General features: G+C 41.4%; 14 protein-coding genes. 7 read left to right on the top strand and 7 right to left on the bottom strand.

Features of this window, described 5'->3' with window-relative positions:
- Positions 1 to 247, bottom strand: a 247-nt coding sequence (gene tnpA / locus BO222_RS06630; protein ID WP_198931990.1) for an IS66 family insertion sequence element accessory protein TnpA, incomplete at its 3' end; no start/stop codon positions are given.
- A 1,255-nt stretch (positions 248 to 1,502) separates the two neighbouring features.
- On the bottom strand, positions 1,503 to 1,763 hold the full coding sequence (locus BO222_RS06625; protein ID WP_075819511.1) for a hypothetical protein: 261 nt from the start codon (positions 1,761 to 1,763) through the stop codon (positions 1,503 to 1,505).
- A 441-nt stretch (positions 1,764 to 2,204) separates the two neighbouring features.
- Here BO222_RS06625 and BO222_RS06620 point away from each other — a divergent pair, with 441 nt between their 5' ends.
- The 3 genes from BO222_RS06620 to BO222_RS06610 all read left to right on the top strand — a co-directional run bounded on the left by BO222_RS06620 (position 2,205) and on the right by BO222_RS06610 (position 4,786).
- Complete coding sequence (locus BO222_RS06620; protein ID WP_075819509.1) at positions 2,205 to 3,668, top strand: MFS transporter; 1,464 nt, start codon at positions 2,205 to 2,207, stop codon at positions 3,666 to 3,668.
- 185 nt (positions 3,669 to 3,853) lie between these two features.
- A complete protein-coding gene (locus BO222_RS06615; protein WP_075819507.1) occupies positions 3,854 to 4,231 on the top strand; it encodes a hypothetical protein in 378 nt (125 codons plus the stop codon).
- A 147-nt stretch (positions 4,232 to 4,378) separates the two neighbouring features.
- Entirely contained in the window at positions 4,379 to 4,786 is a 408-nt protein-coding gene (locus BO222_RS06610) for a hypothetical protein (protein WP_075819505.1), read from the top strand.
- Between the two features lie 338 nt (positions 4,787 to 5,124).
- On the opposite strand, the gene ftsH is transcribed toward BO222_RS06610, so the two are convergent.
- Positions 5,125 to 7,050, bottom strand: a complete 1,926-nt coding sequence (ftsH, locus tag BO222_RS06605; protein ID WP_075819503.1) for an ATP-dependent zinc metalloprotease FtsH — start codon at positions 7,048 to 7,050, stop codon at positions 5,125 to 5,127.
- A gap of 535 nt (positions 7,051 to 7,585) precedes the next feature.
- Between ftsH and BO222_RS06600 the strand changes: the two genes are divergently transcribed.
- Positions 7,586 to 8,434 (top strand): hypothetical protein, encoded by an 849-nt coding sequence (locus tag BO222_RS06600; protein ID WP_075819501.1) that lies wholly within the window; start codon positions 7,586 to 7,588, stop codon positions 8,432 to 8,434.
- A gap of 148 nt (positions 8,435 to 8,582) precedes the next feature.
- On the opposite strand, the gene BO222_RS06595 is transcribed toward BO222_RS06600, so the two are convergent.
- The 4 genes from BO222_RS06595 to BO222_RS06580 form a co-directional block, all read right to left on the bottom strand.
- Entirely contained in the window at positions 8,583 to 9,467 is an 885-nt protein-coding gene (locus tag BO222_RS06595) for a prephenate dehydrogenase (RefSeq protein WP_075819499.1), read from the bottom strand.
- Positions 9,458 to 10,777: a 3-phosphoshikimate 1-carboxyvinyltransferase gene (gene aroA / locus BO222_RS06590; RefSeq protein WP_075819496.1), complete on the bottom strand. Its 1,320-nt coding sequence runs from the start codon at positions 10,775 to 10,777 to the stop codon at positions 9,458 to 9,460. The genes BO222_RS06595 and aroA overlap by 10 nt, the downstream gene beginning before the upstream one ends.
- A 161-nt stretch (positions 10,778 to 10,938) precedes the next feature.
- Positions 10,939 to 12,045, bottom strand: coding sequence for a chorismate synthase (gene aroC, locus BO222_RS06585; RefSeq protein WP_075819493.1), 1,107 nt, complete (start codon positions 12,043 to 12,045; stop codon positions 10,939 to 10,941).
- 11 nt (positions 12,046 to 12,056) lie between these two features.
- On the bottom strand, positions 12,057 to 13,073 hold the full coding sequence (locus BO222_RS06580) for a 3-dehydroquinate synthase (protein WP_075819491.1): 1,017 nt from the start codon (positions 13,071 to 13,073) through the stop codon (positions 12,057 to 12,059).
- 153 nt (positions 13,074 to 13,226) lie between these two features.
- On the opposite strand from BO222_RS06580, the gene BO222_RS06575 reads away from it, so the two are divergent.
- From BO222_RS06575 to malQ, 3 genes are all read left to right on the top strand, one after another.
- Positions 13,227 to 14,309: a chorismate mutase gene (locus BO222_RS06575; RefSeq protein WP_075819488.1), complete on the top strand. Its 1,083-nt coding sequence runs from the start codon at positions 13,227 to 13,229 to the stop codon at positions 14,307 to 14,309.
- Positions 14,310 to 14,404: 95 nt separating this feature from the next.
- A complete protein-coding gene (locus tag BO222_RS06570; RefSeq protein WP_075819486.1) occupies positions 14,405 to 15,637 on the top strand; it encodes a pyridoxal phosphate-dependent aminotransferase in 1,233 nt (410 codons plus the stop codon).
- Between the two features lie 331 nt (positions 15,638 to 15,968).
- Positions 15,969 to 17,486: a 4-alpha-glucanotransferase gene (gene malQ, locus BO222_RS06565; protein WP_075819484.1), complete on the top strand. Its 1,518-nt coding sequence runs from the start codon at positions 15,969 to 15,971 to the stop codon at positions 17,484 to 17,486.
- Positions 17,487 to 17,870 lie beyond the last annotated feature (384 nt).

Below are 17,870 nucleotides of genomic sequence, written 5' to 3'. Positions count from 1 at the left end.
CGACAGACAGAGTAATAGCGGCAGAGTTTTCTGCGACAGCAGCGACATCAATCTCTACAAACTCTATTCCTTCAGCTTTCGCAGACCTTTCCAATCTGCGTTTCCAGTAGCCAAAAGAGGTATAGATTAAGCCATTCTTCTGGCAGAACTCCTTCTGAGAAAGTCCGGACAGGTGATAAGCCTGAACCTGTCTGGTCCAGAATTTCCGGTTTCCTTTTCTGGTTGACGCATAGTGATAATTCGGCATAATGAAAAATCCTCCAGTTTCGTTGTAGATAATCTAACAACGGTCACCGGAGGGTTTAACCCCGTCAAATATAAAGAACTTACATTGAGTCTTCTGAATGAAACAAAGACAGACCAATTAAGACATGGCCTGTCTTTGTTTAGAAAGGATGAACATATATGAAAAAAGTTATATGAGAAAAAAGTGATACGAAAGGTGGCTGAATAAGGGAAAAAAGCCTGGGAACTACAGACAATCTTTAGCCACCACGCGCAGATAATATGAACGCTCACCAGACTTTTCTTTATCTTTCGAAACAGAATTTTGACAGTATACGCTTTCTGGCGCTACTCAGAAAACGACATATGGATTTCGTGATCTAGAATCAATAAATAGCGACTATTTATCAATAACTGCAACAGCTTTCGCCATTTATCTGCAGGTTCGAAAGATAATGGAAAATAAAACTATCTCCATGATTTGATTGTAAGGGGCTTCAATTTAAAAATCAATCAATATTATGAGCGAAACGCTTGACAATAATGCCTATGTTTTATGGGAATTTCGATCGATTGGTTTGGTTTTCAATAATTCAAAATGGATTTATATACAAATAATGTCAATTAGATCATCTGACTGTTTTGAGAACCTAATGCAATCGTGAATGGCAGTTATTGATCTATCTGCTTACAAAAGCAAGGAATAATGAGCATAAAAGGATGAACATAAAAGGAAGAGTCACAAAAAACAAAAGAAAAGATACTTCAGATCCAGAAAAGTATTTTCAGAATTGATGAAGATCATTGACTCAAATCTATAGCCCGTTGAGTATCTTGGGGTGCATTTCGGACATAGATGGTCAATATACAACCGTTTATGACGCCATTTTAAAGCGACAAATAAACGTTTCTACCATGGAGTGATATGAAGCGGGGTAATCTGCTGTTGGTCATTAATAACTAAATTAGTCCCAATTAGATTTATTTTCGATGTTTTCATTAACGGTAGAAACCGCTAACAGTTACTGTAAAATGACTTTACGAGGTGTTTATGATCAAATATTCGGATTTAACCAAAGAGTACTATTCAACAAAGAGTACTATTCAACAAAGAGTACTATTCAATAGGAGATGTCGCAAAATTGGTCGGCTTAAATTATCGCTCAATTATGGTTGAGAAAAACAAGGGCAGAATCAAAATGGCTCAGTCTTCCACCGGCCGATGGTATGCCTCTAAACAAGATGTCATTGAATGGCTGAATTCAAGAATGATCTATTTAGATGACTCTCATAAAGAACGAATCAATTTTCGTAATTCTTTCATAGAAAGAGAAGCCAAGACATCCAGCTTCGTAACCGAATACGAGCTTGGTTCCAGGATCAACTTCAGATTCGATTTTCTTGGCATACTTCCAGATCAATCGTGGAACATTATTAATTTTTGTCTGGTGACTATGTGTATTAGAATTTCGATCAAAAGTATCTAAACTGATTGTTTTACTGTGGACATCGCATCCGATAAAAAGTAAGCTTGCCATATAGGTCCTCCTAAGTCATGTGGTAAAGACGTTTATTTTTGAATACACCCTAAGTATCCATCTAAATCCACGAATTGGCTTCTGGGGGGCCTTTCATATTATCTAAAAATGATAATACAGCTAATTTAGCTGAAATCAGACGAATCAGATTATGCCTGCATCAGCGTAACTTTCCAGATGAAATAAAACTTGGCTGTGAACAGTAGAAACAGTTATTCATATTGCATTTGGTCCATAAAAACATGGACTGTGATTGAAGAGGCAGATCGGTTATAAGTTAAATATCACTTTGAAAAAAATCAGCACACTGTAACTGATTTAGCCGAATATAAATTTAATTTTCATTGATCGGATGAGAAAACCATCCTGAAAAAGTTCCATAGAGCACCAGAAGCCTTTAATAATTTGTGGCTTTTATAATAAAGTCTAGGAGGCCTGATTATGACTCTATCGTATACAAGCGTGGATGAACTTCGTATGAAGCTTCCCGCTTCTAAGAAAAATTTGATTTTTATTGGCTGTCTGTTCATGATGCTCTCATTAGCGGCATTTGGACTGTCGCTGTCAACGATTCAGCAACCGCTTTTAAATGAGATGGGGCAGCCGGGGATGTTTTCTCTGGTTACTGTTCTTACATCCATTGCCATGTGTTTAATGACACCGGTTGGTGGACGCATTTCCGACATGATCGGCGGCCGTCAGGTCATTCTGATTTTCGGTATGCTTACGCTCGTGCTATCCATTGTTCTGGGATTTTGCACATCCTTTATTCCCTTTGTCATCGTTCGTATTCTGTGTGCAATGGCAACTGGCGCGTTTGTTTCAACACCATTCCTTCTGGTCAGAGAAATCTATGAAAACAATCAGGTGCCAAGCCGTATGGGTATTCTGACTGCGGCATTATCTGCTGGCTCTTTAATCGGAAGTTTTGGTGCCGGATTCTTCGCTGATCATCAGATGATGTTTCTGGCTATTGTGTTTCCATCGATTTTCCTTATGATCGGTATTCCGCTGATTTATATGAATCTGCCAAAACTGCCGACACATTCATCCAAATTTGATTTTCTTGGCTTTTTATTGCTAAGCGCAGCGTTGACGACATTGTTTTTAGCGTTGAATTATGCTGGACAGCTGACTTTCCACAACCCGCTAATTTGGGCAGGAATCATCAGTGGAATCGTCTTCTTTGTTCTCTTTATCTTTGTTGAAAAGAAGAAAGAAACACCACTGATCAATATGGATCTGTTTTCCAATAAGCTTTTCAGCCTTGTATTGCTCATTGCATTTCTGTCGTTTTGTTACTTGATTGCGATGAATGCGTATGCACCGCTTGCAGTTCAGGAACTGATGAACGGAACAGCTGCTGAATCTGGAAGTCTGCAGATTCCACGTGCCATCATTACCATTCTGCTTCCAGGCCTTGTGGGTACCTGGGTGGTCAAAAAGCAGGGAAGAATATGGCAGGCTTTGGCTATTGCGTCCATTCTTATTTTTATCCCGTTTCTTGGCATGGTTTTCATCGGACCGAATATGCCAGTATGGTTTGTAATGGTACTGTTAGCACTCAATGGAATTGGTGACTGCTTCAGATCCGTTTCGATCACACCAGCAGCCCAGGCTCAGTTAAGACCGGATCAGTTAGGTATTGGTACTTCGTTGCTCAGCTTTGCAACCAGCCTGGCCAGCGTGTTTGCTTCAAGTGTTTATGGTCTGGTTTATGATGGCTTATCACAGGCTACTCCAGGACTGCAAGGTCAGATTGAAGGTTTGGATACAGTCTTCTTAATCGCTGCAGGTACTGGACTGATCAGCTTTCTTCTTGTTGTATTTGTTTACCGTCCATGGATCAATAAACAAAGAGAAGAACAGGAAAAAGCCCAGGCTGAAGCTTCAGCAGCAAAATAATAATGAATTTGAATATGAATTCAGGACGAATCAAAAGAACAGAGTTGTTCAATTGATTAGTCTTTTTTTCGTGATTTTTACCAACTGTAAATTTACCTGAAGGCAAGGATGATACAGGATACTTAACAGTAAATTACTACATCTCTCAGAAAAGATGGAATTTACCTGGATTTTCTGACACCATTATGGTGGATAAGGTAGCTGACTCCTTTAATAAAGATAAATCTCTGCCATCAAAACCTTCGTTTGAAGAGATTAAAAACGCAGTAGCAATTTCTGGATGGTTGATGAGTAAGTCATCAGGTCATATTGATCAGGAATTTGAATTGACTGAAGAAACTTTACTTTCTGTCAGCGATCCATACATGAACAAATACAACGTTCCAACGGTGGATTTGAAAATTGATTTTGAGCACTATATTCCTGATGGAATGTATTCATATACAAATATTCCGCAAAAGAATGCCAGAGTGACAGGGGGATATGTAAAGAATACCCAGGATGTATCCATCTACTATGACTACAATTCGAAAACATGGAAACAGAACAGGTACAACATCTGATATACCGCAGATAAACCATCAGATGAAAATCCAACTCCAGAAAAACACACTGCACCAGCGATTCCTCAATTTAAAGAAATTGAGGTTATCGACGTAAAGGAAGCCATCATTGATACAAATAATCTGGAAAACAGTTCTGAGTTTAAATTGATTGAAGGAGCCTATACGATTTCTGAACCAAAACTGATCATGCCGAAAGCCAGAACGGCCCAGGGAACCTGGGTGGCCGTACTTTCGATTGAAAATCATCTGAAATCCTATACGGATCAGGAAGTAGATAAAGATAAGTCTATCCTTGAAACGACGCTGGCTTATGATCCTGATTCTGAATCATGGATCTGGGATGGACCATCGCTTTCGATTGTAACCATTGCAGCTTCTGAAACCTCAACAACTCCAGAAAATCCGGATATACCAAAAACAGAGAATCTAGATGGAAAAGATACAGGAAATAAAGATACGAGTGATAAAGCGACAGGAAATGCAGGCACTTCAAGCAGCGGATCAGAGCAAAGGAGCGATAAAAAAAGGATCCTGCAGCAGTTCCTCGAATAAAGTAAATACCGCAATGAATTCTCAGATCAGAATACTTAGTCTGGTTACTGCCGATGCTGCTATGATGACAAGCCTGCTTTCACTGCTTCATTTCAGAAAAGAGTACGATGAGTAATCAGAAAAGTCTGAATAAACCAAATTCATCCTGAAAAGGCAAGTGAATAAAAATGAATAGGAATCACAAAAGAGGTTGAAGTTCTATAGAATCAGAAGATTCTAAATGCTTCAACCTCTTTTTCGCTTATGAAAATTCAAAAAAGGGCTTTGTCATGACCGGCTCGATCATTGACAAAGTCCTTTGTATTGGGTTCTTTGATTTTGCCTTTATGAGAAGAAAACTAAGCCTGATTGGAAGAATTATTAAGGATATCCATAAACTCTTCGCCAGTAATGGTTTCTTTTTCATAGAGGTATTTAGCGAGTTCATGCAGCTTCATGATATTGGCTTCAAGAATGCCATAGGCTTCTTTATAGGCTTTATCAATCAGAGCAATCACTTCTTCATCAATACGATTTGCGGTGGCTTCAGAGCATGCCAGAGAAGCATCTCCTCCAAGATAGGAGTTGTTGACAGTTTCTAAAGCAGTCATTCCAAAGCTTTCAGACATACCCAGGCGGGTAATCATGGCTCTTGCCGTCTTGGTGGCCATTTCAATGTCGTTGCTTGCACCCGAAGTAATCGAGTGGAAGATCAGATCTTCAGCAGCCCGTCCGCCGCAGTAAGTGACAATACGGGTATAGAGTTCTTCTTTAGTCAGAAGGTTATTTTCTTCTTCATCGACCTGCATCGTATAGCCTAATGCACCTTTGGTTCTTGGGATAATTGTAATCTTATGAACCGGAGCGGAATGAGAAGAATTGGCAGACACTAAGGCATGACCAATTTCGTGATAGGACACAACCATTCTTTCTCTTGGAGAAATGACTTTATTCTTCTTCTGTTCACCTGCAATCACAATTTCAATGGCTTCTTCAAGGTCTTTCTGAGTGACCTGACGGCGATCATCACGAACGGCAAGCAGAGCGCCTTCATTGACGATATTGGCAAGGTCTGCCCCGGAAGTACCAGCAGAAGCTCGCGCGATCAGGTTGTAATCGATATTTGGGGAAGTCTTCACATTCTTGGAGTGGAGTTTCAGGATGGCTTCACGTCCTTCCAGGTCTGGCAGTTCAACCGGAATCCGACGATCAAATCGTCCAGGTCTGGTTAAGGCTGGATCCAGAGAATCCGGGCGGTTGGTTGCGGCAAGAAGAACAATTCCCTTGGAACCATCAAATCCATCCATTTCGGCAAGCAGCTGGTTTAATGTCTGTTCGCGTTCATCGTTTCCGGAAACTCCACTTCCATCACGTTTTTTACCAATGGTATCGACCTCATCAATAAAGATGATGCATGGCGCGCTCTTTCGTGCTTCCTTGAAAAGGTCACGAACTCTGGCAGCCCCACGTCCAACAAACATCTCAACAAATTCACTTCCCGCAATTGAGAAGAAAGGAACACCAGCTTCACCAGCTACCGCTTTGGCAAGCAGAGTTTTACCAGTTCCAGGAGGACCAACAAGCAGAGCTCCTTTTGGCATCTTGGCACCAATTGCAGTATATTTAGCCGGTTCATTTAAGAAGGAAACGATTTCCTTGAGGTTTTGTTTCGCTTCATCCTGACCAGCAACATCCTTAAAGGTTGTACCAGTCATTTCCGGTTTGTATTTCTTGGCGTTGTTTTTGCCCATGTTCATTCCCATGCCAAACCCGCCAAAAGGAAATCCACCGGAGCTGTCGTCATCATCGTCATTGGAATCGTTTGAATCGGACTTTTTCGATCCAAAGAATCCAGTACCGGATCCATTCATTTTTTTGGATGCTTTCCGAATTGACCAGCTCAGGCCAAACCAGATCAGTAATAAAGGAGCCCACATCAGAAGGAACGACATCAGCCAGTTGGTTCCTGAATTGTTTTTTGGTGGAACCTGTGAGAAGTCCACACCGGCATCAAGAAGCCGGCTGACAAGTTCAGGATCGTTCATCTCGGTTGTCGAATAGGTTTTCTTTTCATCCCCTTTAAGGGTGTAATAAATTGTGGATCCATTGATCTCGGCTTTATCCACCTTGCGATCGTCCACCTGTGAGATAAATTCTGAATAGCTAACGCTCTCGTTTCTGGAATTGCCGGATAGAATTCCCGGAAACAGAAGCATGGCGCAAAGCAGGATGATCCCCACACTCATCCAGATATATTTCCAGTTAAATTGTCTTTTCTTTTGCATAGTTCAAGGATTTTTCCTTTCTTGAATGGTTCCATTATAACGTTTGCTGGCACTGATTCAATTCAACTGCTAATTCCACATAATCAACACATGGCAATATGTTTTTGACGCGAAATCATCTGAAAAGTTCGAAAACGAACCAAACATTTTATGAAGAAATTCTTAACAGTTCACTATGAAACCGAAATCATTTGATGGATTTTTGTGCTTTAGTATCCTATCAGACTAAGACATTTTAGTCTCTTACAACAGAGTAACTTCATTTTTAAATAATATTTTGTGCTTTGCGAATAAAAGAAATCTGTATGGATGAATAGACGAAATACCTGAGAATGAAATACCAGAGAAAAGGAAAAAGATGGCTCTAATTCAGATCAAAATTCAGAAAGGAAAGAATACATAGAATACTTAAAGGTGACCGGCCGGAGATGGATCTTTAGTCATGAACCTGAAGTTTCTCTCGATAATTTTCTAGAATATATTCGAAAAAAACTAGCAAAACAGACTCGCAGAGTCTGTGAAAGGAAATCGTCATATGCAAAGAGTATCAAGAAAATTGTATTGTTCAGCTCTCGCACTATTTCTGATTGGATCTGCTTTGACTGGATGTGGTTCTGCCCAAAATCAGGAACCTGCCTCTTCGGATAACAAGTCAGCAGAGGTTGAAAAAACAGATTCGAATTTGAGCGGTTCTGAAGATGATTCAAGCAAAAAGCAATCCAATGAATCATCCGCAAAAGATAAGAGTGATAATAAACAGAGTTCTAAAGACAACCAAGCGAATGAGGATTCTGACAGCACTGAGTCAGAAAAGAGTAATTCAAACCAGCAGACCATAAATTCAAATGTTCAAAATGAATCGGCAGATGACTCTTCTGCAGACAGTTCTCAGAAATCAGCCCAAACGGAAAGCACAAATTCAGACGCTTCAGACACTTTGAATAATACGAAGCAAAATGTGCAGCAGCTGATGGCTTCAGAAATTTCTGGCAGGATTGCTCAGGCATTTAATGAAAGAGGATATAGTACTACTCCGATTGAATTTGAGACTTCGAATACAGGAAATGAGGTCGCTTATTTTGAAGCGGAAGTTGAAGGTGGTCAGGTGGACGTCTTTGTTACTTCAGCAAATAGTGCACAGATGGCAAAGAAAACGTTTGATGCCAACGTTCTGGCTGACAAGACCAATGGAATGGCAATCATGAATGACTGGGAAAATAACGGTAATACCGTCTATGTCATTCGCAATAATATGGCCAATATGAACTTCGTAGAAGTCCTTGACACCAAACAGAGCAGTGCGATTCATATTGTTGATCAGCTGCCAGAACAGCTTGATCCCGTTTTGAAAGTTCTTGATGCAGTCAGTTATCCAGTTCAATAAGTATTGAATTGAATAAGTATTAAATCGAAATGAAATAATTATAGAAGCTTTCATCAAAACGATGAATTCAAATTACAGAACTGCTAAAAAAGTCCGGAATAAACCCTGGTCTGTCATAGGGATTATTCCGGACTTTTGCCTGGTAGGATTATTTATCAAAGAGCTCTCTTCGTCTGGTTGATTCAACCATTAATGAAGACATCTCTTTACGGTCATTATTTTCCAGCGCTTTTTTGAAATGACTGATCGCCGCTTCAAACGCCTCGATTTCTTCAAGCAGAATATCTTTATTCAACAAAAATAACTCAGGCCACATGGATTCATTAATCCGGGCAATCCGGGTCAGATCCCTGAATGAATCGCCTGTATATTCGACCAGGTGTGAATTTTCATGCGTGTTCATCAGGCAAACGGCAATCACATGCGTCAGCTGGGAAAGAAAAGCGATCATTCGATCATGTTCATCTGCAGAGAGAACAGAAATCTTCCCGAATCCCATTTCTGCGGCAAGCATTCTTGAAAGTTCTATATGCCCTTTTGGAATACTTCCATCATCAATAATAATGAAATTGCTTCCCGAAAAGATTTCTGGTGAAGAAAACTGAATTCCTTTGGATTCTCTTCCGCACATTGGATGAACAGAAACCATTGAAAGCTCATCAGCGGCCTGTCTAAGCTCATTTACAATGGAAGATTTTACGCCGGAGATTTCCATAAGGAAGACATCTTTTTTAAAGAAGTTATGGTTTGTTTTGATCCAGTCTGCGATTTTCGTTGGATAAAGACAGAAAATGACCAGATCGCATTTTCCTAAAAGATCTGCAGGATTCAGGCAGCTCTGATCAATCATCTGATTGTTTAAGGCGTAATCCAGAGCTTGCTGGTCCTTGTCAAAGCCGTATACGGTATAACCCAACTCCTTTAATCTAGCCGCATAGGAACCACCCATTACCCCCAAACCAACAATTCCTATTACAGGCTTTAGAGGAGTATAGTCATCTTCCTGAATCTTCTTAAAAACACTCAGTTCCATACGCTGGCATCTCCTTTGACTTTCTTGAAATCTTCAAAGAAAAGAGGATAGCTTTTTTTGATCGCCTGCGCATTATGGATAAGAGAATCACTGTCTGCACAGGCTCCAAAAATGGCCATGGCCATCACAATACGGTGATCGTTATGCGAGTCGACTTCTACAAGATGATCACAGGAATACGTTTCTTTTCCCTGAATCGTGATGGAATCCTCATCGCTGTTTATATTAACCCCCCATTTACGCAATTCTTCTTCCATGGCGGCAATGCGGTCGCATTCCTTATATCGAAGACGGCTGGCATGAATCAATCGGGTTGTTCCTGGCGTATAGGCTGCCAGAACACAAAGAATCGGACCTAAATCCGGGCAGTCAGCCAAATCCATCACGCAGGGTTTCAACGTCAGGTTCTGACTTTTCGCTGATTCGATACAGACTGATTGATCATTCCAGGTCAGTTTCGCTCCAGCCTGCTTCAGGAATTTTAAAATCACTTTATCGCCCTGAGCGGAATTAGGATTCATATTCATACAGGTGATGGAATTTTGAATCGCTCCTAACACTCCAAAAAATGCCATCTGCGAATAATCCGACTCAACTTGCAGGGCCTTAGGTTGGTAGGACTGATCGGCCTGAACGACATAGCTGAGTTCATCAGGTTCCTGAACTGTCACACCAAATTTCTTCATCATTGAAGCGGTTAAATTGGTATAGGAACGGCTTTGATATGGCGGAGTAATACTTAAGGAAGTCTCTTTTTTGCCCTGTTCAAGCAATGGAGCAGCCATGAGCATTCCAGAAATGAACTGCGAGCTGACATTGCCATCGATTGTGTAATGAGTTGCTTTTAAAGGGCCTTTGATTTCGATGGTCTGTCCATTCTGGTTGAAAAGAAGTCCCTGCTCCTTGAATAATTCATCATAAATTTTCATCGGGCGAATCATTAAGGAAGGCTGACCTGTAAATGTGACTGAAGACGCTGACGAAGCGGCTATTGGGATAAGAAACCGTAGGGTCGATCCCGATTCATAGGCATCAAGAACCGCTGGAAAGTTGCGCAAAGCGACATCAGAGCCTTCGACTTCAAAAGTAAATTTCTTTCCATCTTCTTCTTTCTGAACAGTCTGGATTTTGATCCCTAAAGCATTAAGGCAGGAAATTGTCGCTTCGATATCTCTTGAACAGGAAAGGGAAGAGATTGTCGACTTTCCACTTGCAAGTCCTGCACAGATCAGAGCTCTGTGAAGAAGGGACTTTGAAGAAGGCGGTGTGATGGATCCACCGGTTTGAGAGGGTTTAATCAGAATATTCATAGATCGGTTCCTTTCGATTGATGATTCATATCCTGGCCGATTGAATCAACAGAATATGCATAGCCGGCTTCATGAAAAAAGGTTCAAAAAGCCGGCTTTTCAATTTCAAATTTGTAAAAAACTCTTGATTTAAACAGCCGTTGGTCGGATTTTATGCTGACTTACAGAGGTTCGAAAGCTTCAACAGCCATTTTAGACATCCAAAGATCAAGCAGACCGAAGGCGACAGCGCTGTCGACGACTGCACGGGCCCGGTGAATGATCGCCGGATCATGGCGGCCTTTAATTTCGAGGGTTACATTTTCTCTGGTCGCATAGTCAGCGGATTGCTGAGGCTGATAGATCGATGGGGTTGGTTTGATCACGCTCTGGATCAGAATGGGCATCCCGTTGGTGATGCCGCCATTAATTCCTCCATTCTGATTTGTCATCATCACTAAATTTCCATCAACACTCTGTATGGGGTCATTGGCTTCATGACCATACATCCCGGCAAAATCAAATCCGGCTCCAAAACTGACACCTTTGATGGCTGGAATGGAGAATAACAGATGACTGAGCACACTCTCGACGGAATCAAAGAACGGTTCTCCAATTCCTGAGGGAAATCCGACCACCGCTGTCTGTAAAATTCCACCGACACTGTCAAGGTTTCTGGCTGCTTTACGAATTTCGTCCTGAAAGAGTCCTGCAGCCTTTGCATCTATCACCGCAAAATCCTGTGCGTTCAAATACTGAATCTGTTCTTTTAAAAGAACTGGATCATCTGAAAAAGGAGTATCTTTCAGACCATGAAGATTCAGAATATGACTTCCGATCAAAACGCCTTTTTGTTCAAGAACCTGGCGACATATACTTCCTGCTGCACATAAGGCCGCTGTAATCCGGCCTGAAAAGTGACCGCCGCCTCGATAATCCTGAAAACCATGATACTTTTCATAGGCGCTTAAATCGGCATGTCCAGGACGCAGCCGGCTTTTTAAGGCCGCGTAGTCCGAAGATCGGGTGTTGGTGTTTTCGATAAGAAGACACATCGAAGTTCCTGTGGTTTTGCCTTCGAAAAATCCGGAGACAATCCTGACTTCATCGCCTTCCTGACGCCTGGTCGAAAGATCGCCTTTGGCCTTTCGCTTGTCCATATCGGCTTTGAGCTGTTCTAAGGAAATCTCAAATCCTGCCGGAAGACCATCTAGGACGCAGCCGATCATCGGGCCATGACTTTCTCCAAAGATGGTCATTGCGATATTTGTTCCAAATGTATTTTTCATAAGAAGTTCCTTTATTTAACGATTGGTGGATTGTCGATGAAGCCGCACAGCGTATCAAAATCTGTCATCCGGATTTCAGGGTGACCAATCCTGGAAACATAGATGGCATCGATTCCGCCAACTAACGATTTTTTATCATGCTTCATGTATTCCTTGACGGCTTCCTTATCGTAATCGGGAATTTCTGGAAGATTCAGAGATTTCAAAATCCCGGCAACGCGCTTTTTCAGCTCTTCATCTTCGATAAAATAAAGCATTCCCATTCCAACACATTCACCATGAAGATAATCATGCTCAGGAAAGCTGGCTTCAATAGCATGACCGATTGTGTGTCCAAAATTAAGCAGCTTTCTTCTTCCGCCTTCTTTTTCATCTTCCTGAACGATCTGTCTTTTTAAATCGATGGATCGTTCAATGATTCGATCAAAATCCGGTTTTTCCTTTTCAAATTCTTCAAGCAGAGATTCATCAAAAACGATACCCATTTTTAGGGCTTCAGCCAGTCCTGCAGAGATCTGTCTTGGATCAAGGGTGGATAAAACCTCTGGATCGATAAAAACAGCTTCTGGCTGCCAGAACGCACCGCATAAATTTTTCATCGTTCCCACATCAATGGCCGTTTTTCCACCAACTGAAGAGTCAACCTGCGAAAGAACGGTCGTTGGAATCTGGATATAATCGATGCCGCGCATATAGCAGGCGGCTAAAAATCCACAGAGATCCCCGGTCACTCCGCCGCCTAAAGCGATCAGGCAATCCTTTCGGGTCAGTTTCAATTCTGCAAGCTGAGTCATCAAAGCAGCGAAGGTATCAAAGCTTTTGGAAGCTTCTCCTTGCGCAAAGCGCAGGACTTCTCCATCAGGAATCTGGGAAGATACAAGATCAACCCACTTTCGGGGAATACCGTCATCGGCAATAATGACATAGCGCCGATTTGAATCGAGATACTCAGACAGATGACTGAGCAGATGGTGTTCGATATAAATTGGATAACTGTTCTCATTTAATGAGACAACCATTTTTGACATGAAAGATTCCTTTCTTTCAGGATCTGTCTTTAAAGGGAATTGTTTTCCGCTATCATAAGACAGTATTGATCCTGTAAACAGTTTCTGAAAAAATAAAACTCATCAGTTACAGTACAGTTTATAATGGTTTATAAAAAGGCTGAACCCCACAATATGAATAAATTAGAAAATGCCAGAGAAAAGATAAATGAAATCGATAAGAAAATAGCCGGATTGTTCGAAGCGCGAATGGATGCCGTCAAGGATGTCATTGCCTATAAGCAGGAGAATGATCTTCCGGTTTTTGATGGAAACAGGGAGAGGACTCTGATCGAGAGAAATCGAAAAATGATTCAGAATCCGGACTATCTTTCAATGTATGAAGATTTTCTTCAGTTTATGCTGACGCAATCAAAAGCGTATCAGAAATCGCTGATTGCTCAGGATGTGATTGCTTATTCGGGAATCAAAGGCGCTTTTGCCCATATGATCAGCGAAAAGATTTTTGAAGGGAATCCGAAACTAGCGTTTAACTCCTTTGAAGAAGTCATTGATGCCGTCGTGGATCACAAGGTTGAGTTTGGGGTGATCCCATTTGAAAATACGAACTCTGGCCTGGTCGGAGAAGTCCTCGATCTGCTGTATCAAAAACCGGTCTACATCGTGAAGGTTGCAGATCTTAAAGTGGATCAATGTCTGTTAGGATTGCCTGAAGCGAGTCTGAAAGATATCGAATGGGTTTATTCCAAAGATCAGGCTCTGATGCAGTCCAGAGAATTTTTGGAATCACTTGGTGTAAAAAGCGTCCCTTATCCAAATACGGCTCTTGCAGCTCAATATGTTGCAAGAGAGCAGGATAAAACCAAGGCGGCAATCGGTGCCAGAGAAAATGCCGCTTTATACAATCTCAAGGTGCTTGCAAGCCACATTGAAGAAACGGCCACCAATACAACACGCTTTCTTGTCGTCGCAGCCAGTCCAAACACTCAGAAAAAGGACCATTTAGCGATGATCTTTACGACAAGCGATGAAGTTGGAGCTTTATCCAAGGTGATCAATCGAATTGCTGAGCATGGCATCAATATGGATACTCTGCAGTCAAGGCCAATCAAGGAGCGCCCCTTTGAATATTTCTTCTATGTGCAGTGCACGGGAAATCTAGAAGAGGAAAATCTGAGCTCATTGATGAAATCCATGGAAGATGTCGTCAGCAATGTGAAGATTCTTGGAACCTATGAAATTTTAGAAAAACAGTAAATCATGGAGCACGAAATACAAGTTTCAAAACACGAAGTACAACCAAAAAAGAAGATTGAAGAAATAAAAATAAGAAATGGATGGAGGACGAGAATATGGCTTTTATTAAGGACAGTGCAAACCGCACTCCGATTGTTGACAATGTATTCGCAATCGTGGAAAAGGCAAAAAAGGCAGAAGCGGAGTTTGGAAAGGATGCCGTTGTCAATGCGACGATTGGCTCTTTATACGGTGAAGATGGAACACTAGTTGCCATGGATGTCGTTTATGACACGCTTAAAGGGATCGACAATAAAAAACTTGCCGCTTATGCTGCAAGTTTTGTCGGCAATCCAGCTTTCATTAAAGATGTAAGTGGCTGGGTTCTGAATGGACATTCAAGACTCTGTGAAGAAATTATCGCTACGCCAGGCGGAACTGGGGCTGTTGGGATGTCGATTGAAAATACACTCGAGCCCGGTCAGACCCTGATCATTCCTGAAATTGCCTGGGGAAGCTATGCCCTGATGGCCCAGATGAATAACCTTGAGGTAGCCCGCTACAACCTGTTCAGAGATGGAAAATTTGATGTTGAATCCTTGAAGGAAACATGCAGAAAGGTCATGGAAAAACAGGATAAGCTGACATTAATCATCAATGATCCATGCCACAATCCGACAGGTTATTCCTTAAGTGATGAAGAATGGAAAGAAGTTATTTCATTTTTAAACGAATGCTCCAAAACTCATCCGGTGATTCTGATCAATGATATCGCCTATATCGACTTTTCCTACCGGAAAAAACAGGCAAGGGATTATATGGAAAACTTCAACGACATTTCGGATGATGTTGTTGTCTGCATCGCTTTCTCCATTTCCAAATCCATGACTTCCTATGGACTGCGGTGTGGAGCAGTGATCATTCTGGCTCAGAAAGAAGAAGCAGTCCATGAGATGAAAGTGGTTCTTGAAAAACAGGCCAGAGCTATCTGGAGCAACATTAATAATGGAGCCATGGAAATGTTCTCACAGATTATGGAAAACAAAGCAGATGAATATGAAAAGGAAAAAGACTATTATGTCGATCTGCTCAAACAGAGAACAGATCTGTTTGTAAAAGAAGCAAAAGAAGCCGGTCTGTCTCACTACCCATATAAGGAAGGATTCTTTGTTACTCTGGACATGGACAATGAGAAAGCAGCTAAACTGCATCAGGCTTTGATGGATGAAAACATCTTTACTGTTAAGGTCAACAAGGGAATTCGTGTAGCTCTTTGTTCCCTGCCGCTGGATAAAGTCAGAGGTCTTGCAAGGAAAATCAAAGATGTTGAATTAAAAACATTTGCATAGAGTAAAGCGGATATGATCTGAGATCTTTCGGCAGATGTTGAAGGTTAAAAACTAATCTTTTATAGATAACAAAACCGGTTCTGAATGAGCCGGTTTTTCTTTACCTACCAACTAAATAAGGTATATAATCACCGAGAAAAGAGAAAAAATAACCGTTTTCATTTTAGAGGTTGTCTGAGGGTAGAAAAAAAGAGATTTTTTTCAAGTCAAGGAGATTGAAGAAAAACGCATTCTTTTTATAAAAAATTGGCTGAAAAGCGATAAAAATGTTCCTTGCCTATGTTAAAATAGCCACAGATACACCAATCTTAATAGAACAGGAGGAACTGCCGTGGAAAAAACTGCCGGAATTTTACTTCCATTATTTTCAGCTCCAGGCAACCAGGGAATCGGAGACCTGGGCCAGAAGACGCTGATGCTGATCGATGCCATCGCTGACGCCGGCTACAGCTACTGGGCATTAACCCCTCTGGCACCCACCAGTCATGGCAGAAACCCATATGAGAGTGTTTCCAGCTATGCTGGGGATCCGATATACATCAACATTGATCGTCTTTCAGAGATGGGGCTGCTGACTCAGAGCAGCATCGTCAATTGCAATAAATTCAAAGAAGTCGTGGACTACGATACCGTTCGGGCTTTTAAGGAGCCGTATTTTATCCGGGCATTCAAAGCCTTTAAAAAGAAATACGCCGATTACCGCGCTGAATTTGAGGCTTTTAAAAAACAGGCGTTCTGGCTGAATTCCTGGACGGCTTATGAAGTCTTCAGACAGAGCTACAACGGAATCGGATGGCATGAATGGGAAGAAGAATACAGAAACTGGCCAGAAAAGCAGGAGATTAATCTTCGTGAATACATCGATAAGATCTTCTATGTTCAGTTTTTGCAATTCATCTTCTATAAGCAGTTTCAGGAAGTTGTTGATCATGCCAGAAAGAAAAATCTGAAGCTGATCATCGATGTTCCCTACTTCCTGAACCTCGATAATGCGGAAGTCTGGGCCAATAAAAATGAGTTTATGGTGACTTCTGAAGGAACGATCGCTGAATTTGCAGGAACCCCTTCAGACATCTACTACCCTTTAGGACAGAAATGGGATATCCCTGTTTACAATATGGAAACAATGCAGAAAAACGATTACAAGATTATCCGTGATCGTTTCCGCTGGTATGCCCGTTTTTATGATGGTGTTCGCCTTCTTCATTTCAAGTTTATCGATGTGCTCTGGCGCATCCCGGCTGGAAAAGAAGCAAGACTAGGACATTGGACACCAGGTCCCGGAAAATATCTGCTCAATCTGATTCAGGAGGATAACCCGAATCTGATGATTATTGCTGAAGATCAGGGACAAACCAGACCTTCACTCAATGAGCTTGAAGATGAATTGAATATTCCAGGAATGGATATTCTTCAGTATCGTATGGAAACCAAGCTGTTAAAGAAGCCTTCCAAGGAACGCAGCGTCGTGTATACATCAACACCAGATACGCCGACGATGGAAGAAGATTACCTCTCCTACGATAACAATAAGCGAATCGCTCTGCGCCGATTCTTTAAGAAGAGAAATTATTCGCATCGGACCTTCCATGATCTCGTCTGTCACTACGCGATCGATTCAGATGCAAGACTGGTACTGGTTAATCTGGCCGATCTGGTTGGCGCCAAACAGCCGATCTCTCTTTCGACCATTTCTCCGGAAGGTGAGCTGGTTGACTGGTCCTGGAAACTGAAAGACTTTAAAGTGTTCCCATCGGAACTCAAAAAAAGCAGCGAGTGGTTGATGGATTCGGGAAGGCATTCTTCACTTCAGAATCAGTCGTTAGAAACAGAGAAGCCTGCAGAATAAAGAAAAGACAGAGAATATTTGAAGGTTTTCAAATCGAAGTGATTCTTTGAAATTAAATTTCAAAGTAATGATCAGAAATACAAATCAGAAATATGAGAATTAAGATATAAATACAAAACAAACAAAATTAAGAAAGGGGCTGTTAAATTTCTGACAGTCCAAAAATAAAAAGAGGCACCTGATCCGTAATGGATGAGGTGCCTTTTTTGGTAAAATATGTTCATGCTCAATAAACAAAATTACCAAACACACTATAACTGTTATGAAATGACCTTTGTCAAGAGTGAATAAGAAGACATATTGCCCCCTTACCCCCATTGATAGTCTTCATTTTGGTTCGATGGTAGACAGCACTTCACAGAAGCTGCACGGCAATTGGCCCCG

Source organism: Ileibacterium valens (assembly GCF_001945525.1).
Taxonomy (GTDB): domain Bacteria; phylum Bacillota_I; class Bacilli_A; order Erysipelotrichales; family Erysipelotrichaceae; genus Ileibacterium; species Ileibacterium valens.
Note: the sequence above shows the minus strand (reverse complement) of the source record. Positions and strands in the feature narration are given on the sequence as shown.